Annotated in this window: 20 protein-coding genes; 8 read left to right on the forward strand and 12 right to left on the reverse strand. The window is 46.3% G+C overall.

The annotated features are described in order from the left end of the window. Window positions 1-254 precede the first annotated feature (254 nt). Window positions 255-890 carry a M23 family metallopeptidase gene (locus tag NC994_RS08005; protein ID WP_347275884.1) on the reverse strand — a complete coding sequence of 212 codons (636 nt, stop codon included), beginning with the start codon at window positions 888-890 and terminating at the stop codon, window positions 255-257. 355 nt (window positions 891-1,245) lie between these two features. On the opposite strand from NC994_RS08005, the gene NC994_RS08010 reads away from it, so the two are divergent. Then, complete coding sequence (locus NC994_RS08010) at window positions 1,246-1,620, forward strand: hypothetical protein (RefSeq protein WP_190410880.1); 375 nt, start codon at window positions 1,246-1,248, stop codon at window positions 1,618-1,620. A gap of 3 nt (window positions 1,621-1,623) precedes the next feature. On the opposite strand, the gene NC994_RS08015 is transcribed toward NC994_RS08010, so the two are convergent. Further along, entirely contained in the window at window positions 1,624-2,913 is a 1,290-nt protein-coding gene (locus NC994_RS08015) for a lipid-A-disaccharide synthase (protein WP_190432613.1), read from the reverse strand. Window positions 2,914-3,192: 279 nt separating this feature from the next. On the opposite strand from NC994_RS08015, the gene NC994_RS08020 reads away from it, so the two are divergent. Then, window positions 3,193-7,170, forward strand: coding sequence for a magnesium chelatase subunit H (locus NC994_RS08020; RefSeq protein WP_190432615.1), 3,978 nt, complete (start codon window positions 3,193-3,195; stop codon window positions 7,168-7,170). 90 nt (window positions 7,171-7,260) lie between these two features. On the opposite strand, the gene NC994_RS08025 is transcribed toward NC994_RS08020, so the two are convergent. Together NC994_RS08025 and NC994_RS08030 are read right to left on the reverse strand one after the other, a co-directional pair. After that, window positions 7,261-7,956, reverse strand: coding sequence for an MAE_28990/MAE_18760 family HEPN-like nuclease (locus tag NC994_RS08025; RefSeq protein WP_190432617.1), 696 nt, complete (start codon window positions 7,954-7,956; stop codon window positions 7,261-7,263). A gap of 2 nt (window positions 7,957-7,958) precedes the next feature. Beyond that, the gene (locus NC994_RS08030) at window positions 7,959-9,050 is read right to left on the reverse strand and encodes a DUF262 domain-containing protein (protein ID WP_190432619.1); all 1,092 of its coding nucleotides are present in this window, start codon (window positions 9,048-9,050) and stop codon (window positions 7,959-7,961) included. A gap of 264 nt (window positions 9,051-9,314) precedes the next feature. Here NC994_RS08030 and NC994_RS08035 point away from each other — a divergent pair, with 264 nt between their 5' ends. Together NC994_RS08035 and NC994_RS08040 are read left to right on the forward strand one after the other, a co-directional pair. Next, window positions 9,315-9,548 carry a hypothetical protein gene (locus NC994_RS08035; RefSeq protein WP_190432621.1) on the forward strand — a complete coding sequence of 78 codons (234 nt, stop codon included), beginning with the start codon at window positions 9,315-9,317 and terminating at the stop codon, window positions 9,546-9,548. Beyond that, a complete protein-coding gene (locus tag NC994_RS08040; RefSeq protein WP_190432622.1) occupies window positions 9,548-11,518 on the forward strand; it encodes a hypothetical protein in 1,971 nt (656 codons plus the stop codon). Before NC994_RS08035 ends, NC994_RS08040 begins: the two co-directional genes overlap by 1 nt. A gap of 92 nt (window positions 11,519-11,610) precedes the next feature. On the opposite strand, the gene NC994_RS08045 is transcribed toward NC994_RS08040, so the two are convergent. Both NC994_RS08045 and NC994_RS08050 read right to left on the reverse strand, forming a co-directional pair. Further along, window positions 11,611-12,429 carry a DUF3598 family protein gene (locus NC994_RS08045; RefSeq protein WP_190432624.1) on the reverse strand — a complete coding sequence of 273 codons (819 nt, stop codon included), beginning with the start codon at window positions 12,427-12,429 and terminating at the stop codon, window positions 11,611-11,613. A 46-nt stretch (window positions 12,430-12,475) separates the two neighbouring features. Continuing rightward, window positions 12,476-13,378 (reverse strand): permease-like cell division protein FtsX, encoded by a 903-nt coding sequence (locus NC994_RS08050; RefSeq protein WP_190432626.1) that lies wholly within the window; start codon window positions 13,376-13,378, stop codon window positions 12,476-12,478. A gap of 180 nt (window positions 13,379-13,558) precedes the next feature. On the opposite strand from NC994_RS08050, the gene NC994_RS08055 reads away from it, so the two are divergent. From NC994_RS08055 to NC994_RS08070, 4 genes are all read left to right on the forward strand, one after another. Further along, a complete protein-coding gene (locus NC994_RS08055) occupies window positions 13,559-14,434 on the forward strand; it encodes a GNAT family N-acetyltransferase (RefSeq protein WP_190432628.1) in 876 nt (291 codons plus the stop codon). A gap of 125 nt (window positions 14,435-14,559) precedes the next feature. After that, complete coding sequence (def, locus tag NC994_RS08060; RefSeq protein WP_190410870.1) at window positions 14,560-15,123, forward strand: peptide deformylase; 564 nt, start codon at window positions 14,560-14,562, stop codon at window positions 15,121-15,123. 17 nt (window positions 15,124-15,140) lie between these two features. Further along, entirely contained in the window at window positions 15,141-15,335 is a 195-nt protein-coding gene (locus NC994_RS08065) for a hypothetical protein (protein ID WP_190410931.1), read from the forward strand. 215 nt (window positions 15,336-15,550) lie between these two features. Further along, window positions 15,551-16,909: a PrsW family glutamic-type intramembrane protease gene (locus tag NC994_RS08070; RefSeq protein ID WP_190432630.1), complete on the forward strand. Its 1,359-nt coding sequence runs from the start codon at window positions 15,551-15,553 to the stop codon at window positions 16,907-16,909. A gap of 57 nt (window positions 16,910-16,966) precedes the next feature. Here the strand turns inward: NC994_RS08070 and NC994_RS08075 are convergent, their stop codons facing one another. From NC994_RS08075 to NC994_RS08100, 6 genes are all read right to left on the reverse strand, one after another. Then, window positions 16,967-18,025, reverse strand: a complete 1,059-nt coding sequence (locus tag NC994_RS08075; protein WP_190432813.1) for an alpha/beta fold hydrolase — start codon at window positions 18,023-18,025, stop codon at window positions 16,967-16,969. A gap of 176 nt (window positions 18,026-18,201) precedes the next feature. Next, complete coding sequence (locus tag NC994_RS08080) at window positions 18,202-18,810, reverse strand: exopolysaccharide biosynthesis protein (protein ID WP_190432632.1); 609 nt, start codon at window positions 18,808-18,810, stop codon at window positions 18,202-18,204. 685 nt (window positions 18,811-19,495) lie between these two features. Beyond that, window positions 19,496-19,660, reverse strand: coding sequence for a hypothetical protein (locus tag NC994_RS08085; RefSeq protein ID WP_190432634.1), 165 nt, complete (start codon window positions 19,658-19,660; stop codon window positions 19,496-19,498). Between the two features lie 75 nt (window positions 19,661-19,735). Next, on the reverse strand, window positions 19,736-20,362 hold the full coding sequence (locus tag NC994_RS08090; RefSeq protein ID WP_190432636.1) for a hypothetical protein: 627 nt from the start codon (window positions 20,360-20,362) through the stop codon (window positions 19,736-19,738). A gap of 119 nt (window positions 20,363-20,481) precedes the next feature. Further along, window positions 20,482-22,119 (reverse strand): CHAT domain-containing protein, encoded by a 1,638-nt coding sequence (locus NC994_RS08095; RefSeq protein ID WP_190410866.1) that lies wholly within the window; start codon window positions 22,117-22,119, stop codon window positions 20,482-20,484. A gap of 363 nt (window positions 22,120-22,482) precedes the next feature. Next, a complete protein-coding gene (locus NC994_RS08100; protein ID WP_190432638.1) occupies window positions 22,483-24,852 on the reverse strand; it encodes a protein phosphatase 2C domain-containing protein in 2,370 nt (789 codons plus the stop codon). Between the last annotated feature and the right edge of the window lie 75 nt (window positions 24,853-24,927).

Consider the following 24,927-nt stretch of genomic DNA (forward strand, 5'->3'; position numbering starts at 1 on the left):
GATGTTGCAGTTCTTCCGTTGTCTCTTGGACTGCCACTTTGAACTGATTTGCCATTGCTACACCTACCCTGTTGCTTTCTTCAATTTAGTGCATCTTCATTGGAAACTGGTATCAGTTGAGTGCAGTATATTGCGGTTTCTAACAAGTAGGGACATGGCATTGCCATGTCCCTACTGATGTATTGCACCCAGTCCTTGAATTGCTTTTGTCTTAGGTAAGAAGGATTGAGCCTAAGAAAATGTTGTCACGTCGATCAATAATCAATCGTTCGTTGCCCCTGACGTTTCCACCACGATGTCTGACTTCTAGACGGTTGAAGCAAACGTTGCCCAACTTGCCGAACATTACCGGGTTGTTGAGCATACATTGCTTTAAGAACCTGAGCCGGATCTACATAGTTATCGCCATACTTTAATCCCCAGTGGAGATGAGGGCCAGTAGTGCGCCCAGTCATCCCTACCCGACCAATCCGGGCACCTGCTGGCACTTGTTGCCCTTCCCAAACTACAAGACCCCCGCTGCGATCGATGAAATAACGACCGCCATTGGCGGTTTCCACGCTTCCTTTCATGTGACAGTAGACGTGCCGCCACGCACCGGACTCCACAGTAATTGAGGTGCCACAAAGTCTATCTTGTGAGACTTTCACGACTTTTCCTGCCCACCAGTTACGAATGTAACTTCCTTCAGGTGCAGCAATGTCTAAACCCCGATGGAATTCCAAACCCCCAGAACCAGAAGGAGAGCGACGGTAGCCAAATGCAGAAGTATAGCCTTGAAAATTTTCAACTGGGAAAGATGCCCCTTGCCAACTATTGCCAGTTAATGCCGAACTTGCTCTAACTTCCAATGCCTCAACTGATTTTGGCTGTAATTCTACTGCTGGCATTAACCAGGCTAAAGGCAGCCCTAATAAAAATAGAAATCGTCTTGGATGGAGAAAGCGGTTTTGAAGGTTTTGTGGTACGGACCCTTGCTGCATTGCTTTACTCTTCGTTTGCCCAAATTAAGATCGATAACCGAGAACTGTGGTGCTTATCTACGCAGCCAATTAACCGAAAGATGTTACTTTAGATTGCTGCCGTGTCAAGTTTGACAGTCAAGCCTTTAGCTGGGGTCTGTCTCTGGGTGGAAATTGTCGGCACCTCACAACTTTTTTAGGCAGCGAGGAACAACCTATATTCACGGATTCTTGACTTTTGTTAAAATCCCTGAAGAGTAACTACTATAGTGTTGTAAAACCCATGCTGATTGAAATTCTACCGTTTAGATTCGAGCTGAATGCGACCGCGATCGCGGGTGCAGGTCTATGGTCGCTGGCTTTATATCTCGGTTGCTCTCCGGTCAGCGAATGGGTGATGGAGCAAATTAATCGCTGGTTTAACTTCGCTGAGCGATCACTCTACACTTCACAAGAAGAGTTTGACAGAACCCGCAAGGGTAGAGAAGCTCAAAACGCTTTCTATGCTTCTATTTTCAGCATTGTGCCTTTTTTCCTGATTGGCGCAGTTTGCAATTACGGGGTAGAACTTGGCTTAGGGCGCAGTTGGGCAATCAGTATGGGAATGCTGGCTTGTGTCGGTTGCGGGATTTACGAACTAGGGCGTCGTAGCGCTTAAAAATTAAGCATTTTGCATTTCTAACTCCTCACAAACTAGCTTTGCCAGTTTTTGGGCAGCACCTGCTTCACCTCGAATGCTGCGGAGGCGATCGCGCATTTCCTGTAATTTTTCAGGATGATTTAAATAGTCCAAAGCAAATTCTGCAACTTCTGCCGCTTGTAGTTTACCTAGTAATTCTGGAACTATCTGGGTTTTTGCCCAAATATTAGGCCAAGCATATAAACGCCCTTGTTCCATGACTTTTTGCATGATAATCCAGTTGATTGCTTTGGCAAAACTAGAACCGAAAACTGGCAAATTAGCAAGTAATCCCGGCAAACCATCCCAGCTTCGCATGGCGTCCAGTTGTTGAGTCGGCAATAAGACAATCATCGGGACGGCTAAGGCAGCAAGTTCAGCGGTATTGGCTCCCACAGTCGTAAAACACAGAGAACATTGGGATAGTAAGTCATAAGCTGGCGATCGCGTCCACAGTTCTACTCGCACTCCCGCTGCTGTTTTTAAATATGGAAGTTCTGGCAAATCGGGAGTTATGAGTTCTGCTTTTGCGCCTTTTACTAACTCAATCACTGGATTTTGCCTAGAATCGGCAAATCCAGCTAAAGTTTTGAGATCCAAAGTCGGCGCGACGGGGATCACAAAGCGGGTTTGGGGACGGTTAGCATAGATGCATTCTGCGATCGCCAAACACAAAGGTACTCCTTGAGCAAGTTTTGCTGGTTTCGACCCAGGCAATAACCCAATCGTTTCACCAGAATAGATTGCCTCTGAAATTTCTAATTTTTCATTTTTAGTGTTTAACTCTCCCGCTTCTGTCATTAAATCCCCGACAACCGTGAACTTGTAGGCATATTTCTTGGGAACGCGGGCGACGAGTTCCGGTTTCATGACGCCAAATCGGTCAATCAAACTGTGCCAACGGGCGTCCCACTCCGCATAAATAACTGTGCGATAACCCAAGCGTCTGCCAATGACGACGGGAAAAACTTGATCTCCACCGAGAAACAGAACTACACCGCGATCGCGCCAGTCCCAGTTTTCTGACGTCTTTCCCCACAGCAAGAACTCCCAGAAATTCCCTGCCCCGTGGACGCGGTCAACTTCCGGGTACGACTGGGCAATTTCCGCTTCTTTACCACTCGCGTTGGGACAAGGAGACAGAACTACCGAGATCCGCACTGCTGAACGGTCATCTCCGAGTTGTTCCCGTAAAGCCTTCACGACAGGACGAACCCAGGTGGCTAACTCCCCAGGGCCATTTGAAAGAATCAAGATGTCCGATATTGGCATTCCCATTTCCCTAAAACTTAATACTTATTTGCAAAACAATGAGTAATCACTTTCAAATTTGTCAATAAATATAAAAAATTGTTGCGAAGTTTTTATCGAATTGTGTCAGATAATGCCCAAACCCCTCACTGGGTAAGCATTTTTTGGTAAAAACACTTCATAAGCCAATCAATCATCAGAACCCAGAATTCAGAAAGATGAGCGATCGCCTCAGACTTCTGTATCTTTAATTCTGCCTTCCAAAATAAGAGAACACGTTATCATTTGGAGCCTACGCGAATGTTCACTCACGTCAAGTCCACCATTCGCCACATTGCCCCGGACAACCTGCGGGGGCGATCGCTACTCAAGGTGGTCTATGTCGTGCTGGAGCCACAGTACCAGAGTGCCCTTTCAGGAGCGGTTCGCTCAATTAACGAGAACCATCCCGGCTTAGCCATCGAAATTAGCGGCTATCTGCTTGAAGAACTGCGCGACCCGGAAAACTACGAGGGTTTTAAGCGAGAAGTTGCGGGTGCCAATATCTTTATCGCTTCCCTGATTTTTATTGAAGACTTAGCCGATAAAGTCGTTGCGGCAGTAGAACCCCACCGCGACGCGCTTGATGTCGCTGTTGTCTTTCCATCGATGCCGCAAGTGATGCGCCTGAACAAAATGGGCAGCTTCTCGATGGCGCAACTGGGGCAATCCAAGAGCGCGATCGCCCAATTCATGCGGAAGCGCAAAGAAAAATCCGGTAGCGGCTTCCAAGACGGGATGCTAAAGCTGCTGCAAACTTTGCCCAAAGTTCTGAAATACCTGCCAATGGACAAAGCGCAGGATGCTCGGAACTTCATGCTCAGCTTCCAATATTGGCTAGGCGGTTCCTCAGAGAACCTGGAGAACTTCCTGCTGATGCTGGCGGATAGATACGTTATCAAGGGTGTAGAGACGCGCCGTGGCTCGTCTTTCCAATACAAAGACCCCGTCACCTATGTTGATATGGGGATCTGGCACCCCTTGGCACCCCAGATGTTTGAGGATGTCAAAGAATATTTCAACTGGTACAACAGCCGCAACGATATTTCTGCCGATCTCAAAGATCCCCTGGCTCCCTGTGTGGGCTTAGTGCTGCAACGCACTCACCTCGTCACAGGCGACGATGCCCATTATGTGGCGATGGTGCAGGAACTCGAAGCAATGGGCGCACGGGTAATTCCCGTCTTTGCTTCCGGTTTAGATTTTTCTAAGCCAGTTGAGGCTTTCTTCCTCCAAGGCAACCAGACAATCGTGGATACGGTGGTATCCCTGACCGGATTTGCCCTGGTCGGTGGTCCTGCTAGACAAGATCATCCCAAAGCAATTGACACGCTCAAACGCCTGAATCGCCCCTACATGGTGGCACTGCCGCTGGTATTCCAAACAACAGAAGAGTGGGAAAATAGCGATTTAGGGCTGCATCCGGTGCAAGTGGCATTGCAAATTGCCATCCCCGAACTAGATGGAGCGATTGAGCCAATTATCCTTTCCGGAAGGGATGGAGCTACTGGGAAAGCGATCGCTCTCCAAGATCGCATAGAAGCGATCGCTCAACGCGCCTTAAAATGGGCAAACCTGCGCCGCAAGCCAAAACTCCAAAAGAAAGTTGCTATCACCGTCTTTAGCTTCCCACCGGACAAGGGTAATGTCGGAACTGCTGCTTATCTGGATGTATTTGGTTCCATCTACGAGGTGATGAAAGCCCTCAAGCAGAACGGCTACGACCTCCCCGAACTGCCAGAGTCAGCGATGGCGTTGATGCAAGAAGTCATCCACGATGCCCAAGCGCAATACAGCACTCCGGAACTGAATATCGCCTATCGGATGTCAACGCCGGAGTATGAAGACTTAACTCCTTACTCTCAACGGCTCGAAGAAAACTGGGGCAAACCGCCTGGACATCTCAACAGCGACGGGCAGAATTTATTAATCTTCGGCAAACACTTCGGCAACGTCTTTATAGGCGTCCAGCCAACCTTCGGCTACGAAGGCGATCCGATGCGGTTGCTGTTCTCCCGTTCTGCCAGTCCCCATCACGGCTTTGCCGCTTATTACACCTATCTAGAGCGAATTTGGAAAGCCGACGCCGTGCTGCACTTCGGCACGCATGGGTCGCTGGAATTCATGCCTGGTAAGCAGATGGGGATGTCTAACGAATGTTACCCCGATAACTTGATTGGGAATACTCCCAATCTTTACTACTACGCGGCGAATAACCCCAGCGAAGCCACCATTGCCAAGCGCCGCAGCTACGCGGAAACCATCTCCTACTTAACTCCTCCGGCAGAAAATGCTGGACTCTACAAGGGTTTGCAGGAATTGAGCGAGTTAATCGGTTCTTACCAAACCCTAAAAGATACGGGACGCGGCATCCAGATTGTTAACACGATCGTAGATAAGTCTCGCATGGTGAATCTAGATAAAGATATCGCCTTGCCTGAGAAAGATGCCAAAGAGATGACAGCCGAGGAACGGGATACTCTCGTCGGCTTGGTGTACCGGAGACTGATGGAAATTGAGTCGCGGCTATTGCCTTGTGGCTTGCACGTCGTTGGGAAACCGCCGAGTGCAGAAGAAGCGATCGCGACCTTGGTCAATATCGCCTCTCTCGACCGCAACGAAGAAGAAATTCTCAGTCTTCCCCGGATCATCGCCAACAGCATCGGACGCGACATTGACGACATTTACAAAAACAACGACAAAGGCATCTTAGAAGATGTCCAGCTGTTGCAAGACATCACCCTTGCCACTCGTGCCGCTGTTTCCGCCCTCGTCAAAGAACAAACTGACGCCGATGGTCGGGTTTCCCTCGTTTCCAAGCTCAACTTCTTCAACATGGGCAAGAAGGAACCTTGGATCGAATCCCTGCATAAAGCAGGCTATGCGAAAGTTGACCCAGAAGCGATTAAGCCTCTCTTCGAGTATCTGGAATTCTGCCTCCAGCAAGTTTGTGCCGATAACGAACTGGGTGCCTTACTCAAAGGCTTAGAAGGCGAATACATCCTTCCAGGGCCAGGTGGAGATCCCATCCGCAACCCGGATGTCCTGCCTACAGGCAAAAACATCCACGCCCTCGACCCTCAATCTATCCCCACCGCAGCCGCAGTCAAATCCGCCAAAGTCGTTGTAGACCGACTGCTGGAACGGCAACGGGCGGAAACAGGTGCCTATCCCGAAACCATTGCCTGCGTCCTCTGGGGAACCGACAACATCAAAACCTACGGTGAATCTCTCGCCCAAATTATGTGGATGGTCGGCGTAAAACCTGTGCCAGATGCTTTGGGACGAGTCAACAAACTGGAACTGATTCCCCTGGCTGAACTCGGACGCCCCCGCGTTGATGTAGTCATCAACTGTTCTGGTGTCTTCCGCGACTTGTTCATCAACCAGATGAACCTACTCGACCAAGCTGTGAAGATGGCAGCAGAAGCCGACGAACCCCTATCAATGAACTTTGTCCGCAAACACGCCTTACTACAGGCGGAGGAAATGGGCATCAACCTGCGTCAAGCAGCAACTCGCGTTTTCTCCAACGCTTCCGGTTCTTATTCTTCTAATATCAACCTGGCAGTAGAAAACAGCACTTGGGAAAGCGAATCTGAGTTACAAGATATGTACCTCAGCCGCAAATCCTTTGCTTTCACTTCCGATAGCCCAGGCACAATGGAACAGTCGCGTCAGATTTTTGAAGCAACACTGAAAACAGCTGAAGTGACCTTCCAAAATCTCGACTCTTCTGAGATTAGCCTCACGGATGTTTCCCACTACTTCGACTCCGATCCCACCAAGGTTGTTGCCACTCTGCGCGGCGATGGCAAAACGCCAGCATCCTACATTGCCGACACCACCACCGCCAACGCCCAAGTCCGTACCCTCTCCGAAACCGTTCGCCTAGATGCCCGTACCAAACTACTAAATCCCAAGTGGTACGAAGGGATGCTAAGTCACGGTTACGAAGGCGTCCGCGAACTCTCGAAGCGCTTAGTAAATACGATGGGTTGGTCTGCAACCGCTGGTGCTGTCGATAACTGGATTTACGAGGATACAAATACCACGTTTATCCAAGATGAAGAGATGCGGAAGCGGCTAATGAACCTCAATCCTCACTCTTTCCGCAAAGTTGTCGCAACCTTACTTGAAGTCAATGGTCGCGGTTACTGGGAAACCAGCGAAAGCAACTTAGAGATGCTGCGCGAATTGTATCAGGAGGTGGAAGACCGAATTGAAGGGATTGAATAAGCTCATTATGTAGCATAAAACTTTCAGAGAGGCGTTCTTTTGAACGCCTCTTTTTTATATTTAGAGTTTTACTATCGTAGATTAAAAAAATTAATAAGTTTTTTTTGAAGAATCTAAATATTCTTTGTTAGCTAAATAAGTTTCTACATTTTGTAATATTTCTCTCAAGTAACAAACTACTTTTTTCTTGATTTCTAACAGTTCATCTGCACTTACATCTTTCCCAGCATCTTTAAAAGATGTCAAGCCATGTGCTAAATTTTTCCTGTTAGTTTTAATAGTAAGTAAATCACTACCATCTCCAGTTTTACGAGAATTAGTTTTGCATGAAAATCCATAAATTTTAGCTGTATTTCTAATCTTCTTTGCATCGAGATTACCAGAAAACAGCTTTCCTTTATCGAGGCTAGCAGATATTATATCAACAGCAATTTCTTTGATATTAGTTAATAAATTATCAGGGGAATGGTTATCTTTGATATTTTTTATTATCACTAGCTTAAGTTCTTTTCTGATATCATCAAAAGAAACCTCTTCCTTGCTCAGTTCATCAAAAATTGTTTCAATAGCAATTCGCATTGTGGATTCTATTAAGTTATACAATAGCAAGAAGCCAGCCGCCTTTAAAGTTTTTTCTAAATCGGAGTCAATTCTTCTAATCTTATTTTTACCATTAATACCAAGACTTAATTGAGTTGTTTGTTGCTCTAAGTTTTTTATAAACATCAAGTATTTGCTAACTTCTTTAGCACGCTCATTGAAGTCTTGAAATAGTATACTTTTCATGGCTAGTTTAAAAGTTTATCTCGCACATACTCAATACGACGAACAACTTTATTGTTAGAACTACTTGCGTCAGCTCCAGTATATTCTTTAAATTTTTTTGACTCTAAGAATTCCATTGATCTTGGTACAAGCTGTTTATTTTCTCTCAAAGCAAGTGCTATTCCATCAGAAACAGATTCAAATTTGATACGAGTTGTTGGCTTGTACTTATTTTTTGTTTTTACAAAAACATGAAAAACATCTGGGCAATTTTTTTCTACAAAATCAACCATTAAATAAAACTCATCCTTCATTGCTTGTAGCATTTCTTCGGTTTCTTGGTTAATATTTATTAAATATTTGTCAAGAAATTCATGAACCTTATTACCAGAAAAGTTCTGATAATTATTTAAGAATGCAAAAAAGCGCAAAACATATTCTTGCGGCTCTCGTCTTCGGATAGCTGCGTCCGAAAAAGAACATAACTTGCGAAACCGTTCGTCTTGTGATAACTCCTCTATGAGATTCAAAAATGCTCCAGGGTTAATGCCTCTCCGTTTTTCCATATCATTGAGTTCGACACTACCCGTATTAATTCGTTCAAATAAATCCCTACGTACTTCTTCATCAGCTTCTTCAGTTAATTGAATCATCCGAATGGTAGTTCGTTTAAAACGTTTCTGGCGAGAAAGTGGTAAGTCGGCAAAAGTAAATTCATTCAATTTACTCAGCTTATTAAGATGATTTAGTTCTAGCTCATTATTTAGAAATCTTTTTAAAGTACGAATGCGTTGGGTTCCGTCAATAATTTCTAAACGTGAATCATTTGTATCTTCTTCACCTGAGACATCAGCAACAAAAATATAAGGAATTGGCAAACCTAGGAGGACAGACTCAATGAATTTTGACTGGATTTCTTCATCCCAAGCCATTTCTCGTTGATAATCTGGAATAAACAACTCGTTAGTATCATCGTCTATACCATCTAGAAATTTTTGGACAAGTATTTCAATAGGATATTCTATGGTGTTGTAATCAACAGGTTTTCTCTTTTCGCGGATTTCTTCTTCTGCCGCATCTTTTAATTTATCTGTAATTTCTCGTTTTTTGTACATAGATTATTTCCTCTGATTAAGCAGTGATATAAGTCAGTTTATCTTTCGATATGAAACAAATGATAATACTTAAATCTAATTATAATCTGGTGATAGCGGGGCTTACTAAGAAGCACTGTAAACGTCAGGAATTCTTATGCAAGAGTGGATTAAGACTGCCGAGGATCTAGAGCGTCCGATTCCAGAACCTAAAGGTCGTTTGATGTTTGCCTAGTTGATGAAGGCTGATGTGCGATCGCGTTTGCAGTATCGGTGGATGCGCTCATGTCTATCTTTCCCAAAGTGCGATCGCTTTTCTGTATAGTGGATGCGATCTATGTCTCTCTTCCTCCAAAGCGAGATCGCGCTTCTGTGCCAGTGAATGCGATCGCGTGTCTGTATCGTAGATGCGATCCCCTATATCTTACCCAACCTGCGATCACATTCATCTTCTCCAAAGCGCGATCGCTTCTCTTTCTTATGCCAAAATCGGAGCAGCTTAATTACCTCTGTTGCTGATGAAACGGTTTTTTATTTTTCGTCACGCGGCGATAGCATCCGTACTGGCTGTAGCAATATTGGCTTGTAATGCCAAAACCACTCCCCTATCTAGAGCAAATACACCCAGTTCAGACGCTTCTCCCTCCATTAACAAAGATGCAAATGGCTTAGTTCAGATTCAGCCGCTACCCGTCGATGCGAAGTTTCAGAACCAGTGGACACCTGAACTGGAAAAAGAGTTTCAGCAAAGAGCGAATGAGGTTATTCGCTACTACACGGGTAAAAAATACAACAACAACAGTGGGGAAAACGAAAAGCAAACTTATCCTCTTGCCATGTTTGACTTTTTGGCTGGGAACCGAGAGAAAGCGATCGCTTTTTTAGAAAAGGAAGACAAACAAGCCAAAGATAACGCCCACACTGACGGTATTGACTATTACTATTCTTTTACTCTCAAAGGTCAAATTAGAAAATATTTCTTCTTCGGTAAATTTCTAGATTCTGCCTATAGACAACGGATGTTTGACGGGGCAAAAAAATGGACGGAGAAAGATCCCAATGGTCGTCCCCACCCGATTTATGGGAGAGGTCGTGGCGGTGATGGTTGGGGGCCAAAGGTGCGTGGTAGCTGGGTAGACGGGCGCAATACCGATAATCTTAGAGCGATGCGCGAGATATCGGTTTATCTAATGGCGGAAGAAACGGGTAATGAAGAGGTGCGCCAGTTATACAAAAAGAAAATTAAGCGATATGTCTGGGCACTTTATCACATCGGGATGGGCGAGTGGGATTCAGAAAATTACCACGGTCATACCCTAGCTGCATATCTGAATCTCTACGATTTTGCGAAAGATCCGGAAGTCAAACAACTTGGTAAAGCTGCTCTTGATTGGCTTTGCGCTGCTGGAGCAGTGAAGTATTATCACGGCGGTTTTGGAGGGCCTACTAAACGAGATTATGGCAAAAGTAATGTCGTGTATGGTTCATCTGCCGCTCGTTTGCTCTGGCTATATTTTGGGGATAATTCGCTGGCTAATCCTAAACCAGAACACGATTCAATTCACGTCATTACTAGTGCTTATCGTCCTCCACTCGCAGTTGTTGCATTAGCTCGTAAGCAGTTTAAGAAGCCGATTGAATTACTCGCTACAAAACCAGTTTATGAAAATTGGAAACCTGGAGGAGAAGACCGACCGGGTTATTGGGAAACTACATTTTTTGGCAACACTTATCAGATGGGTAGTATAGCCGGTGAGTTTAGCGATGGTGATGTTGGCCCTTTCAAATTGATGGCTGAAGATTCTAAGCGAGGGGTTGATTATTTTGTCGTTAACACGGGCGACGACAGAATGAAGTCCGGGAAAGATCTAGGCGATCAAATAGGACAATACCGCAACTTGGCGCTTTGGCTACGACCTGCTTCTGATAAATCCTTTTTCTTTCAGCTACCTAAAACAGCGAAATTAGAAATAGAAGACAAGCTTTGGTTTATTAAATTAGAAAAAACTTGGTTAGCCATTCATCCAATTAATCTTAATTCTTCTACTACTGAAGTTAAAGTTCAAGATAAGAAAGCGGCGCAGCTTTATCAAGATGAAAAGATATTAAAAGTAACCACGACAGACAATCAATATGCTGGCTTTGCTCTAGAAGTAGGCGAAGCAAAAACGACGGGTAGTTATGAGAATTTTAAAAAAGCTGTAAAGACTAAGACTCAGCTAGATTTAAGCTTAATAGCAACGGGCACCGTGCAGCTCAAAGGAACAACTGGCGATACTCTCAAAATCACACATAATTCTAAGAACGAGCTACCAATTCTTATCCGGAACGGCGTCCAGCATAACTGGTTTGAAAATTTTGAACTCTACAAGTCGCCTGAAGGGAATAGCCCCATTTCTCTTGGCTGGAAAACAGGAAAACTTCGTGTTGAAGCGGGTGGTTCAGTGTTTGAAGAGACTGTTTCAAAGGATGGGAAGGTGAGTTTTTAATTATTTTTTAAACTCAAAGGTACGCGAAGGTTCACGCAAAGGTTCGCAAAGTTAAAAATTTTTCTGTGCTTCTGTGCGATTAACTTTGTTTGTCACACTTTACGCTCTGTAACTAGGGTAAGGCTAATCCATTCCCCTTTATCGCTATAGCGGCGAATCATTCGCTGGCGCAAATCGGGCTTCAATAACCAACCTACTTCTAGAACAAAAGATTGACCTGTTTTGACTTGTAGTGGGCAATTGGAAGAGGCACCATCCGGTAAGAACAACACTTGAACGGGTAAGGAACCTTGCTCAAAGCAGAGAATGTTACCATTCATTCTTGCAGTTGAGGTAAAAGTACGATCGTCAAAGCTCAATTGCTGAATTATATTTCCACTCTCTTCATAATCAACTTTGAGCTTGGTGGAATAAGTATCGGGCGAGCGATAATCTGGATAGATTGTTACTGCTTCTCCCTGCCATTCTCCTATCAGTTGCTCTAGGGTTAGATGTGGGCGTTCCGGAACGTCTGAACCAGCTAGTTTTTCTCGAATTAAGGTAATTTTATCTAATTGACCGTCTCGATTAAATATCTGCACGAGACGCAGACGCCGGTTACCGTCAATTAAGCCGAGTTCAGCTCCAAATTCTGAAAAAGGAGCTAGTTGAATCGAACCTTGAGAAAAAGCTCCATTTTCAAAAAATAGAACGCTTTTTCCTAAAGAACTATATTCGAGAACTTTCTCCTCTGGGAGTTGACCGGGTGGTAAGCGGCGGATGATTTGGCGAATCGTTTGGTTATTGTCTAGACCTTCTAGGGAAACAACTGTAGGAGTATCTTCCAGTAATTCTCCCGTAGGTGAGAGGCGGGTAAATGAACCTCGCCATTCCCCTAAATTTTGCAGCAAACGTTCCCATTGTGATGCCATAAAAATTTTTAATTTTTAGTTTTGATTTTTGAGTTTTAACTGCCAACTATCGCAAAGCAAAGCGGCGGACAGCAAACAAACTTCCCATTAAGCCGACTGAACCGCCTAAACAAAGCAAAATCAGCGGCAATATTAAAACTTGGAGAGGACTTAATTGCAGTCCGTTCGCCAGAAATTGAATAAAATCGGGTTGAGCTGATAGCAAATTGCTCAAAGTACGCTGAATCGTGCTAATCAGAACCCAAGCGATCGCTGCCCCAACTAAACCAAAGCTAATGCCTTGTAATATAAACGGTAGATAAATCCAAGCTGTTGTTGCTCCCACCAGTTGCATAATCTCGATCTCACGCCGTCGCGCCATCACAATCAGGCGAATCGTTGTGGTAATTACTGCAACTGCGGTCATCGTTAGGACAGTAGTGATCGTAAGACTGACATAGCTCAAACCTTTATTGAGCTGAGCCAGCCGTTGTACCGCCTCATCGACATACTGCACGTCATCTACTCCTGGTACTTTCCTCAGCTTCTGCGCTAAGACAGGTACTGCCTCAGAAGTCCGCGCTTTTACTTTTAGTTCATCCACCAGAGGATTCCCTTCGAGTTGCTGGGTGGCACCATCAATCTCTGACATTCCCAGCTCTTTGACCAAGGATTCCCAAGCTTGCTCTTTGGAAATAGTTTTTACATCGACCACTTCTGGCATTTTTCCCACGATTGGGGCAACAAGTTCCACCCGCGCTCCGGGATCTAAATATACCGATACTTCCAATTGGCTCCCAAATTGAGTCAGCAGGCGTTCTAGCTGCCAGGATGCCTGTAAACTCATGCCGAATAGGAACAGCAAAACGGTAACGGTACTGATTGCCGCCCAATTCATCCAACCTCCACGCCGCAATCCCAGGAAGGTTTCGCGCAGCAGGTAGTCCAGTTTGCTCAGAAATTTAAACACGAATTTCCTCTTCAACCACAGCCATCATCAGAGAGTTTATAGCATGGACGTTCGATTCTTTGAAGAATAGATTATTAGAGCTGCATTAGATTCTACTCTCCCAAACTGCTCCCACTTGCCTTGAAAGTTTAAGATGTTGTAGTATTTGTAGTATAAAGCCTTAATAATTATGCTTAAGTTATGAATCAGTATCGCTTTAAGCGGTCATTCTCTACTGACTCCAGTTTAAGTAATAAGTTGTTTGACTTAGTTGAAATCGTATTTCCTGGAATAGGGAAGTTAACAGAATGTGGAAGAAAATTAGGCGCATCCTGGGAAGATGCTTCGACTCCGTTTATTCGCTTTCATGACGGCATAGCTATTACCCATGTAGGAGTGTTAGAAATTCCTATGCAAATTATGGGACAAATGGTGACGGTGGGGGGAGTACATGGAGTATGCACGAGGACGGAATTTCGCAGGCGCGGCTACTACCGCGAAGTGATGGAGGAGGCGCTAGAATATTGCGATAAACGCTACGAGACGCTGGTATTGACAACACCGAACCCAGAGTTTTATACGCCTTTCGATTTTCGTAAATTAGAAGAATACGTGTTTAAAGTTAGATGGGATTCTCGGAGTAGCAGGGATGGTTTTAGAATACTGAATTTTGATAATGACAAAGATTTGAAATTGTTACACAGACTATTAGAAACTCGGACATCTGTTTCTAATATTGTTGGAGTGGTGAAAGAGAAAGCCGTATTTTGCTTCAATGAAGGAAGTCACCCTATATACTATGCAGAAGAATTGGATTTAATCGCTTGCATGGAGATAAAAGATACCCAACTCCACCTTTTTGATATCGTGGCAACGCAGATATGCCCATTGAAAGAAATTATCAACAGAATACCCCAAACCATTGAAGACATCACGATATACTTTAGTCCTGAACTTTTGGATCCAGGAGATATCACAGCATTTCCCCACACGTTTGATGAGACGGTGCTAATGGTAAGGGGGAAATTTGCGGCAGAGGGAGAAAAATTTATGCTACCGCGTTCGGCGCGTTGTTGATGAAAGTAGGTGTTGGGGAAGAGAGTAAGTGAGTTAAGTAGTAAGGGAGGCAACAACTGAGAACTGTTAAGATAAAAAAACTCCACCCATTGAACATATAAGCTGTATCTGCGAGCCAGAATGCTATGACGACTGAAGTTGCCGTCGAAAAGAAAAAGTTAGAAAAACCGCCATTAGAAATTCACTATATGGGCGATCGCGTCCTGCGTCAGCCAGCTAAACGTATTGCCAAGGTAGACCAGGAAATCCGGCAGCTGATTCGGGAGATGCTGCAAACCATGTACAGCGCAGATGGCATCGGTTTGGCAGCGCCTCAAGTGGCAGTGCAAAAACAGCTGATTGTCATTGACACCGAACCGGATAACGCCGCTAATCAGCCTTTAGTGTTGATTAACCCGACTATCAAGAAATTCGGGCGCGACTTGTGTATGTTTCAAGAAGGCTGTCTTTCTATTCCTGGCGTTTATATCGACGTGAAGCGCCCGGAAATGGTGGAAGTGGCTTTTAAGGACGAACAGGGACGCCCCCGCACCATGAAGGCGACTGGACTCCTCTCCCGCGCCATTCAGCACGAGATGGATCACCTCAATGGCGTGCTGTTTGTGGATCGGGTGGAAAATGCGATCGCTTTGAATGAGGAGCTGAAAAAGCATGGCTTCTCTGCTCAAGCTGTCAAGCCAGTAGCTTAAGGATATCACCGCCCATGATGACCCCGAAAAGTGGTGTATTTTTGCTCGGTTCTTGCGTAGCAGCGATCGCTGCCGTTGGCTCCATTTTTGAACTCGCTTCTGGAAACCCCGACTTGGGCAACTTGCCTACAGGGATCATCCTGGCTGCCAGTATTCCTCTCGTTGGATTTCTGTTCTATGCCGCAGTTCGGGAAGCCAACTCTCACCAATAAATAGCATTGAATCAGGGTGATAGAAATCAACAAAAATCACCTACCAAAGCTTGAGACCCGGTTTCTTAAAGAAATCGGGTTTCTTCGGATAGGGTTTTTTGTAATGATGTGCTGAGTTGTTAGCTTTTAGCCGGACAGAGGGGGTCAATCCCAGCCTCTACAACTCCCCACTAATTGCTAAGCTATCGCTAATCGCTTTCTCGCAATCTACTAAAATGACAGGCCAGAGCTACACAAGTGGGTTTCTCCGGCTGCTTTCTACTGGTGCTGCTGGTACGCCGCTGCCCCCATACTTGCTTCCGCTCGATCGGGAGGTCGTGATTGGGCGCGAACCCAGTTGTCAAATTGTGTTGGATTCTAACCAACATGGTGTTGTATCCAGGCGTCATGCGGCAATCCGTCCCCTTACTCAGTCGGGAGTAGCATCCAGTTGGCAAATTTGCGACCTCAACAGTGCCAATGGTACCTACGTGAACGGGAGACGCTTACAGGGATGTCAAATGTTGCACGCAGGCGATCGCATTGAGTTGGGACAAAACGGCACAGAGTTTATTTTTGAGTTTCAAACTCCCTCGATCAGAACTCAACTGTCGTCTCAGCCATTCGCACCAGTGCAGCCATCCCAGCCGGAAGGAGTGACATTTACCCAGTTATTTCCGATTTTTTCCACCGGACGAGATTTAACGAAAAAAGCTTATCTAGTACCGGGGATGGTCACAGTCGGATTTGTGGTCTTGATGTTTGCCGCTGTCGGTGAGTCAGTAGTATTCAATCTGTTACTGGCAGCTTATCTGGCTTGGGCAGCTTATTACTTTGTCTACCAACTTTGCGGCAAGCATAAGCCTTGGTGGGTACTCCTGGGTTCAGCCGTCACAACCGCTTTGATTTTGGTGAGTCCTGTCTTACTGGCTTTCATCTATGTTTTTCGCCGTGTTTTGCCCGGAGACGTAGAAGCAGTACTCCGAGGTTCGGAACAGGTGAGTTTGATCGACTTTCCCGGTTTGTTGATCCGAATGTTTTTCGGGGCAGGATTGATGGAGGAGTTGCTCAAAGCGTTGCCAGTGCTGGGATTGTATTTAATTGGGCGAGGATTCCGCTCTCCCTTGCGCGATCGCATTGGCGTCTGGGAACCTTTAGATGGAATCCTGCTAGGAACCGCCTCAGCAGTTGGCTTCACCCTGTTGGAAACGTTGGGTCAATACATCCCCCAAATTATCCAAAATGTGACGCTACAAGCTGGCGAAGGCGCTGGAGAATTAGTGGGATTGCAACTCCTGATTCCCCGAATTTTAGGATCGGTGGCAGGACACATGGCTTACAGTGGCTATCTTGGCTATTTCATTGGGTTGAGTGCCCTGAAGCCCAAGAAGCGCTGGACAATTTTGCTGATCGGTTATCTGACAGCATCAGGACTCCATGCGTTGTGGAACGCTACAGGCGCTGTCAGCGGCTTGTTGTTGGCGGTGGTGGGAATCATTTCCTATGCCTTTTTGACCGCAGCAATTCTCAAAGCGCGGGCTTTATCTCCAACGCGAAATTCAAATTTTGCCACCCGTTTTACTGCCCCGCCATAGTTAGTAGTGCAATTAAAAATTAAGGATGTAAAATGGCAACTCTTACATTTTGCATTTTTAGTTTTTAATTTCCTTGTACCATTCTAAAATTCGATTCCACGCCCACCAGGGATCGGGATCTCCTATTTGACGCTGACATTCCTGACTGCTGATGTAGCCTACATGACCACCATATTGCGTTAGCACTAAAGTAATGTCAGGATTGCGATCGCTAGCCGCTTGCAACTCAGGCACAATTGAAGGGTCAAACATCGGATCGTCAGCGGCGTACAGAATTAGAGTCGGTTTTTTCAGGTGAGGCAACAGGTGTAGGGCACTGCTAGCGTCATAATACGCTTCGACAGATGGAAAGCCCAATCGCCCGATTACCAACTCATTATCAAAGCCCCAAATGCTGTTAGCCCGCTCAATGGCTGCGGGATCGATTGCTTCAGGATGAACATGATGAACGCGCCAAGCCAGTCTTTTCAATTCTCGCGCGATCGCTTGTTCTAAATACTTACCCAACGGGTGTTTCACCAAATAAGATAGGGAACGGTTAGAATCCAGGCTAGGACAAATCACCGCAGCCCCGCCAATCTCCCTTTCCTCCAAACCTAATTCCTGTCCTCTCCCGGTTAACAACTCCTGTGACGCTTTTACCGCCCATAGCGCCAGTTGCCCTCCCAACGAGTAACCCGTGAACCAGAACGGTGCAGGACAACCCATCGCCTTAGCTTGGGCAGCAATGCAGACAAAATCTTCTCCCTCGTACAACCCATCAGAAGTCAAGGTAGGAGATAACTGAGCGGTTTTTCCGTGGGCACGCCAATCAAATAGCACTACTGCATAGCCTTGTGCAAATGCCTTGCGCCCCAGCAGTCTCAGAAACCATTGATTCTCCAAATCGCCGGTAATGCCATAAGTACCTACAATCGTACCGCGTGGGTTGTCGGGGATAGCAACCCAGCCATAAATCGGTACGCCTCCTGCACCTGTAAAAGTTGTCTCCCGGTAACTTGGCTCCGGCTCTACAGTCGTCTTCTCCCATTCACGCCCCGCCCGCAAAGCCGTATATAAAGTCATTGTCAGACCATTTCTCAGCAACCAAGGCGGTGTATAGGACAAATTCGGCATTAACAAGCGCATCTGTCGAGTTCTGAGCATTAACTTAATACAGCTTAACAAAGTAATGCTGGGGCCTACATCCTATTTAGTTAGTAAAAAATAATCATTGTAGAGGTATCAAGATATGTGCATTTACACTTCTATCTCGCAATCCCGAAGAACGAGAAAGCCCTCAATTATAGAATTTACTGAAGCAAGCTTTGCAGCAACGAACTCAACGCTTGCCAGAACGTGCCAGCAGCCACTGCGAACAACAAAGTAATCGCAGCAGTTAATCCATAACTGAAACACATCAGCAAACCATCGGCTTCTAGCATGGCAATGACGAGTAGCAAAATCCCAATTGTTGGAATCGGATTCGTAAAAGGGATGGGTAACATCAGCAACACAGACAGCCATGCAATACAAAGCCCGTTTAATTGCCAAATTTGAGGATTTTCTGCTATCCAGCGCAACCGGGGACGAGTCACTTTCTCTAGCACCCCTGTGACTCGTTGCAGGTTTTTTAAAAGTTGCTGAGCAAACCAGCGGGGAAATTGAAACTGGCGAATTCTTTTGGGTAGCCAAGGAAAACGTTGCCCTAAAGCCATTTGCAACGCTAATATCAAGCTGCCGCTACCCAATATCACTGTAAATCCGGGTGGCATCGGAAACAGAAACGGCAAAACAAGTAACGCGATAACTAAACTAAAGCCCCTTTCAGAAGTTTCTGCCAGAACATCCGCTAGAGTTAACGGTTTATTCGCTAACTTCTCTAGAAGAGACTTGATATTTTGAGAGAATCTGAGGTGCATGGGGTGTTAAATTCTCGGCTTTTAGGTCAACTTTTTTTCAATAAATAAATATCTCTTCTAATTTTAATGTAAAGTAAGATTGCTTTTTTCAACTGCACTTAACTATTGGCCAGAGAAAAAAATGCAGTGGTGAAAAGCAGATCAACCCCCGCTTTTCCGGGCAGAACAATTAAATAAATCCCACTAAATAGGGATGTTATCGAGGGGACTCTCATTACTTGGTATAGCAAGAGATGTTTGCACAATTGCGATCCCCTACCTTATTTTAGCTAGCCATTCTGTCGGATGAGAATATCCTAGGAGATACTCAATCTTGCAGTTGCTTACTCACTTAGGAACAACAACTCGCTATGCCAGCAGGAAGAAGTGCTGTTGACTTCCCGAAGTGGGGGTATTTTACAAAGGGCAAGCAAATTTTTCAAACGCCTGACTTCGCCAAGTGTCAACTACTCTAACAACAGATCGAGAATACCTCTAATGATTGGTGTGTATCCTTTCCAGGAATTCAGTAATAGGGAATTATTGTATCCGACTAGGATGATCCTCAACCAGTGGAAGCGATCGCCTGCCAGGGTCAGAAAAAAATAATGATGTTTTGTAACAAAGATTCTAGTTCTTGCATAAAAACCAGAATTAGACCGATATCTATACAGAGGGAACGGGTCTACCGATAAGTAGACCCTCGTTAACAACCCTCCAATCCTCTCCCACGTCGTCCATAGGAGCCTCTAGAATGACTGATTAAATGAACTGTTGGCAAAATGCCATCATCGATATGTTGGCGTCGATCGGCACTATAAGGCAGCCAGGAATAGAAGTACACCTTCCTGATTCCTTGTGTGAGACTCATTGGGATTATTCTTAAGCGCCAATCAAAACGAAAGTTACGCTCGATATTACGCAGAGAATAAATCTGATCAAGTGTCTACTCAGGTGACTTATTTTGTGCTGAAGAATTAAGGTCGTTGAATTGTCTGAGTGCATACCGGGCAACTGCTAAACTCAACCGTGCCCGTTCGCTCTCCGATAACTCATCCCACTCAACTGGGCGGGCAATTTCAGCTTCCGAGCCTCGCATGGCGGAAGCCAAAGGACGCGCCCATACCTGCAACACATCTTCTCCCCATTCCGGCAGCAGCTCTTGAACGCACTGTACCATCTGATCCGCGATTGACAGAGGGCTTGATACAACCTGTTGGGCTTTGTGAGCGATCGCATCCAGCCAAGCTTGGGGAACGCGGGCAGCAAACCGCTCGCTTAAACTAGATGTCACTGCGATCGCTGCTGTCGGCGCAACTGCCACATTTGTATTTGCCCAGCATTCATCGAACTTTGCATAGAGTGCTTGCGACCCCCTACTAATTTCTTCATCTAACCATCCCTCAAGTTCAAACCCTTGTTCCAGCTCTGTCCAATAGGCTTCCACATTTGGATCGGCAGGATTCCAGGGATAGGGAGCTTCTTCAGGCTGGAGGAGTGCCTCTAGTAGTTCTGCTTGCACTTGAGAAAGAGAATTCTCATAAAATCCTTCGATTGATTTCCTTCCCATCATGATGCTCCTGTGTATTGATATACCGTTCTTGGCAGGGGTAGCTACAGCGGCACTTTGGCGAGTTCCGTAAATATTATTTAGCACTCAGTATTCTGTAGGGCGATCGCTTTTACCATGCCCTAGCACTTCGTACTATCTTGAATAATGAACTCCCAAGTTTGACCCTGCATACTCCCAAACTTTATCTGGTCTCCCGATTGCAAAGGCACTTCCGGATGATAGACTTTCTGCCATCCACTCGGTCTTAAAATGAACGTGCCGTAACGAGATTTATCTTTTAAAAAGTAAGTAAGTTTACCGTCTGGGAGAGCATCGCAAATAATTTCAGCGTGCTGCCGAGAAACTTCCTGTTTTTCAATCACCAAGTCGTTTCCCTTAGGATTACGCCCCACTCGCAAACTTGTGCCACTAATTGGCGAAACTTTGCTGGTTACTCCTAACGGACGAAGATAGGCAGATGGAGTAGATAAATCGTGCCCAGATGACTTCACATCCACCGGCAGTATCGTCACTTCCTCGCCAATTGGTCGAATCAACTCACCCTCAAAATCTGGGTGCATATACAGAACCGGCAAAGTCCAGGCAGGTTGGTTGAACTTGTAAAGCGTCAACAACTTTTGCCTTGCTACCGCCACCGCCTCATCAATGGGCATCCGTGCTGCCAGAGCTTGTGCAAAAGCCTGAATAAACGACAGAGCCTCCTCGTCGGCAATTGAGTCGCGCATTCCCAAAACTGCTGGAACACCGTGATGAATTAATACCTCTGCCAAACTGCTGCGCGGCAAACTTTGTTGGTTGTGCCGCTCTGGTTGAGCGCCCCAACAAGCATTAAACACCGCTAACGTCACCTGACAGCGAACCAAAACCTGAGCTAACTCCGTGCCATTGATCCTGGCATCAGGTCGCAAAAACAGTAATCCACCATCCGCTGCTGGGATGCCATGACCGGCATAGAACAAGATGTTGTAATTTTCTGTTTCCAGGCGTGAAATCAATTCTGCTTTTGTAGGTTGTAAAAGCGTATCTACCTGGCACAGGACTGTTGCACCAGTATGTTCGCCATCTGGGTGTAAGTCTGGTCGTCCGCAGCGTTCCAAAATATTAGCCAGCGCCTCCGCTTCTTGTTCCAGCTGCAAGCTGGGAGCGACTTCGCTTTCTGTATCGTGTCCCAGTACCAACAGGATGTTTAAAGCCTGCTCTAAGCGCTGGGGTGGAAGCGGATCAACCGCATTGCTGGTACGACTAAACAATAGTTGTTGTGATAGAGAAATCGCTTGTTTCCCTGGTTCGGGCTGCATAATTTCCCAAGGCACAGGAATTAAGTCTGGGTCTCGAATTTCTAAGCGCAGCCGCAGACGTTTTTTTTGCCCAATTGCAATTCCCTGGCTTTGAGCGAAACTATTTTGAATTTCCCCGTCAAATAACCACTTCCAGAGGCTAATCCCTAAATCTTGCATCAAACGAGCCGTATACGGAAGTGCTTGACCGTTGACATTCAGGGCGTCGAGTGGCACTGTCAAGGCGGGAGGGTTTGCCTGATGTACCAGCGGAACATCAGGGAGTCCCCGTGGGGAAAACATTTCCTGCCATGCCAGCCACTTTTGGGTCAACATTTCAGGCCACGTACAGTCATGCAGAACGTGACCACCCGGACAGGGTGCTTTCATCACCCAAATGGCAAAATGTTCTGCCCCAAGGGAAGTTTTGGAGAGCCGATTGATGGCTAAACTGAGGCAGGGATTCTCAGACTGGGACATTCTAAAGACATTAACCTTAAACCTAGCACTATACGAGGTTTTTTATCAGTCTACCCGAACAACAGGGGAATACTCACCGAATATTCTTCACTCGCTCTTATCACCTCAAATAGGGTAAACAAGGTTATTGAAGAGATATTTTAGCTTTAGCGATTCACTATCAATCGTTTTTGGGCAGTGAATCGTGAGTAATGGGTGGCAAGTCTCTGGCAGTCGTCACTGGCACCAAAAGACAACTGACCTAGAGACGCGATTCATCGCATCTTTACCAATTGACGAATGACTCCTGATTAGCGACTACCCAAGAACACCTAACCCTGACAAAAACCGAAGTCCTAACAATTAAAGGCTAGCAACTAATTGTTATTTAGAGGGGGACGAAGTAACGGTAGGTGTTGGATCGGCAGCCCCAATTGCACATTCGCCCAAATTAGCCGATGTTGGTGCGAAATTTGGATTAATTACAGGTAAAACGTCGGATTCTCGAATCCAGCCAATTTCTCCTGGTTTTATTGGGCGATAGGTCACTTCAGGGACGGCTCTTGGGTTTGGGGTGCCGGAATTAACTTTTTCAGGGGAAAGCTGCGGATTAGATGTAGTGAGCGTTGAGCAAACTTTCACCTGTAGCCAACTGTCAGGGTCTTGATTTCGCTGGATGGAGCTGACTTGCAAAATACTCCCATCGGAAACTAACCCGACTACAGATTGGTTTTGGGGTGCCTGGACACCACGTCGCAGCAAAACAGGAACTTCTTTTCCCTGAACGTTCTTGGTTGTGGAACGGGTGGTTTGGAGCAGCAAGCCAGCCTCTAAAGAGGGCACAGAAGTGGAAGGAGTCACGACAGGTTCTGCCGATGGAGATGAACTGGCGGCGGATGGTTCAGGGCTGGGGCTGGAGGGGGGTGTCAGCCCGATTAGAGGATTGACCTTGTTTTGGACTTCTGGAATCAACCAATAAGCGATCGCTCCGCTGACACCTGCTAACAGAAGCAGCACTAGAAGGAGCGGCAAAGGACTCCTAGTAGTAGACTGCGGTGAAATGATCTTGGTTTTGATTCTGGAAGCAGATGCAGATTGAGAGCGCACCGAAGCCGCTGGAGCCGGAGTTGGAGCTGCGGGTGGAATGGCTCCCATCTGTAGTGCTGTGACCTGTTGCCCAGTTTGAGCTGATGCCACTTGGCAGTAGACCAGGGCTACCGTAACGTTGTCGTGCCCGTTTTTGGTGTTGCCAATTTCAATCAGCCGGGTTCCGGCGGTTGATAAATCAATCTGACCTTCTAGGATTGGCAGAATCTCTGTTTCCCAGTATTGCTCTACTCGGTCATTGTCACTCAGACCATCCGAACAGAGAAGAAAAACACCGTCTTCATCTAGAACAAAGCGCTGTACGGAGGGGTGCAGGGTTGCTGATGAACTCATGCCCAACGCCTGAACGAGAGAGCCAGCGCCGGATTGTTCCACTGCATCCCGGTAGAGGGCGTATCCGAGCCGCACCTCCCGCGAAGCAATATCATCATCTAGGGTGATCTGCCGACACCCCGTGCGAGTAATCCAGTAAGCTCGACTATCTCCCACATGAGTGATATACATTTCATGAGCGTGGGCTAACGCCATCACCAACGTAGTGCCCATGCGTTGCCGGTCGAGCCGCTGTTCCGTGTCGTTGCGCTGGCTGATAACATCATTGGCAGCACAGGCAAAGTTTTCCAATTCTAGGGTAAGAGCGGTCGGATTTAAAGGATTGGCTGGATTCGCCAGCAGATTCTGTACTCGCTCTTGGATAGTTGCAATTGCCAGATGGGAGGCGACTTCCCCGCCTTCATGTCCCCCAATACCGTCGCAGACTATTGCCAAGGGAAGGGAGGGATTGGTACTGCTTGGACTGGGGGGATAGCAGGCATCCTCATTTTGCCGACGAGTTGGCCCTGTATCGCTGCGGGTGACAATTTGATAGGTGCAAGATTGCGATGATCGCCCGATGGTTTCCATTGCCTCATCCAACAGCCTCACCAGCTGCTCTGCCGTCTGTACGGCTCCTTGGTTGAGCTGCTGACAAACTTGTTCCAAAAATTTTCCAATGGTTGGGTGTGAAGCGGCGACCCATTTAGACCAGAGTTGACCTAAGTTTTGCAGCGTTACCGGGGAGCTTCGATCCGCCTGCAATATCAATAACCGAAGGATGGAACCTTCTACTCGCAGCAGCGCTGGTGTCAACAAACTCGACCCTACATGATTGATTTGCAGGGGTTCCCACAAATTTGCCATCTGCCATAGCCAAGTCAGTTGGCGCATTGCCGAGGCGTTTTTCCAGACGCTGGTTAGTTCTGGCATGAGGGTGCCTTCCCCGTTCCCGCAGCTGTAAATCGGTACCTGCTCTAGCAGCCAAGTTTCGGCGTTACGCTGCCCTTCTGTTGGTGTCAGAAGTCCGTATAGTTGGGGAACGTGCAGCTGATAGGGAGACAGCTTGAGATAGGGCATAAGGCTATTGGATATCTCCGGCAACATTTCCGGAGACAAAGCCGGTTTGGTATCTAAAATGATGCGATCGCTTTTCAGCAAATATCGCTCAGCAATCAGATCCCCAGCTTTGTAAGCCTCTATCCCTTCACCAACTGCCCACAAGTACCGTTTGAGCAGCGGCGTGCGGCATTTCTGACAAAAGTTATGGCTCTGGGGATTAGGAGCCTGACAATTGAGATTCGAGCAGTAAAGCGTTGCCGCAGAATTGTTCATGAAGGTTATGCGCTCCCATCAGCCTGTTGTGATTTGACTTGCTGTTACCAGAAGCTACTGAGAAAGGTAGCTCTT

Origin of the sequence: Trichocoleus sp. AS-A1 (genome assembly GCF_039962015.1) — a bacterium.
GTDB lineage: Bacteria > Cyanobacteriota > Cyanobacteriia > Cyanobacteriales > FACHB-T130 > FACHB-T130.

What these genes read in the sequence shown, in the direction of transcription:
- NC994_RS08065 (WP_190410931.1), top strand. Translation starts at nt 15,141, where the DNA reads ATGACCCCGAAAAGTGGTGTATTTTTGCTCGGTTCTTGCGTAGCAGCG.
- NC994_RS08025 (WP_190432617.1), bottom strand. Translation starts at nt 7,956, where the DNA reads ATGAAAAGTATACTATTTCAAGACTTCAATGAGCGTGCTAAAGAAGTT.
- NC994_RS08075 (WP_190432813.1), bottom strand. Translation starts at nt 18,025, where the DNA reads ATGCCGAATTTGTCCTATACACCGCCTTGGTTGCTGAGAAATGGTCTG.
- NC994_RS08020 (WP_190432615.1), top strand. Translation starts at nt 3,193, where the DNA reads ATGTTCACTCACGTCAAGTCCACCATTCGCCACATTGCCCCGGACAAC.
- NC994_RS08030 (WP_190432619.1), bottom strand. Translation starts at nt 9,050, where the DNA reads ATGTACAAAAAACGAGAAATTACAGATAAATTAAAAGATGCGGCAGAA.
- NC994_RS08100 (WP_190432638.1), bottom strand. Translation starts at nt 24,852, where the DNA reads ATGAACAATTCTGCGGCAACGCTTTACTGCTCGAATCTCAATTGTCAG.
- NC994_RS08080 (WP_190432632.1), bottom strand. Translation starts at nt 18,810, where the DNA reads ATGCACCTCAGATTCTCTCAAAATATCAAGTCTCTTCTAGAGAAGTTA.
- NC994_RS08040 (WP_190432622.1), top strand. Translation starts at nt 9,548, where the DNA reads ATGAAACGGTTTTTTATTTTTCGTCACGCGGCGATAGCATCCGTACTG.
- NC994_RS08010 (WP_190410880.1), top strand. Translation starts at nt 1,246, where the DNA reads ATGCTGATTGAAATTCTACCGTTTAGATTCGAGCTGAATGCGACCGCG.
- NC994_RS08055 (WP_190432628.1), top strand. Translation starts at nt 13,559, where the DNA reads ATGAATCAGTATCGCTTTAAGCGGTCATTCTCTACTGACTCCAGTTTA.
- def (WP_190410870.1), top strand. Translation starts at nt 14,560, where the DNA reads ATGACGACTGAAGTTGCCGTCGAAAAGAAAAAGTTAGAAAAACCGCCA.
- NC994_RS08095 (WP_190410866.1), bottom strand. Translation starts at nt 22,119, where the DNA reads ATGTCCCAGTCTGAGAATCCCTGCCTCAGTTTAGCCATCAATCGGCTC.
- NC994_RS08085 (WP_190432634.1), bottom strand. Translation starts at nt 19,660, where the DNA reads ATGAGTCTCACACAAGGAATCAGGAAGGTGTACTTCTATTCCTGGCTG.
- NC994_RS08045 (WP_190432624.1), bottom strand. Translation starts at nt 12,429, where the DNA reads ATGGCATCACAATGGGAACGTTTGCTGCAAAATTTAGGGGAATGGCGA.
- NC994_RS08070 (WP_190432630.1), top strand. Translation starts at nt 15,551, where the DNA reads ATGACAGGCCAGAGCTACACAAGTGGGTTTCTCCGGCTGCTTTCTACT.
- NC994_RS08005 (WP_347275884.1), bottom strand. Translation starts at nt 890, where the DNA reads ATGCCAGCAGTAGAATTACAGCCAAAATCAGTTGAGGCATTGGAAGTT.
- NC994_RS08090 (WP_190432636.1), bottom strand. Translation starts at nt 20,362, where the DNA reads ATGATGGGAAGGAAATCAATCGAAGGATTTTATGAGAATTCTCTTTCT.
- NC994_RS08035 (WP_190432621.1), top strand. Translation starts at nt 9,315, where the DNA reads ATGTCTATCTTTCCCAAAGTGCGATCGCTTTTCTGTATAGTGGATGCG.
- NC994_RS08015 (WP_190432613.1), bottom strand. Translation starts at nt 2,913, where the DNA reads ATGCCAATATCGGACATCTTGATTCTTTCAAATGGCCCTGGGGAGTTA.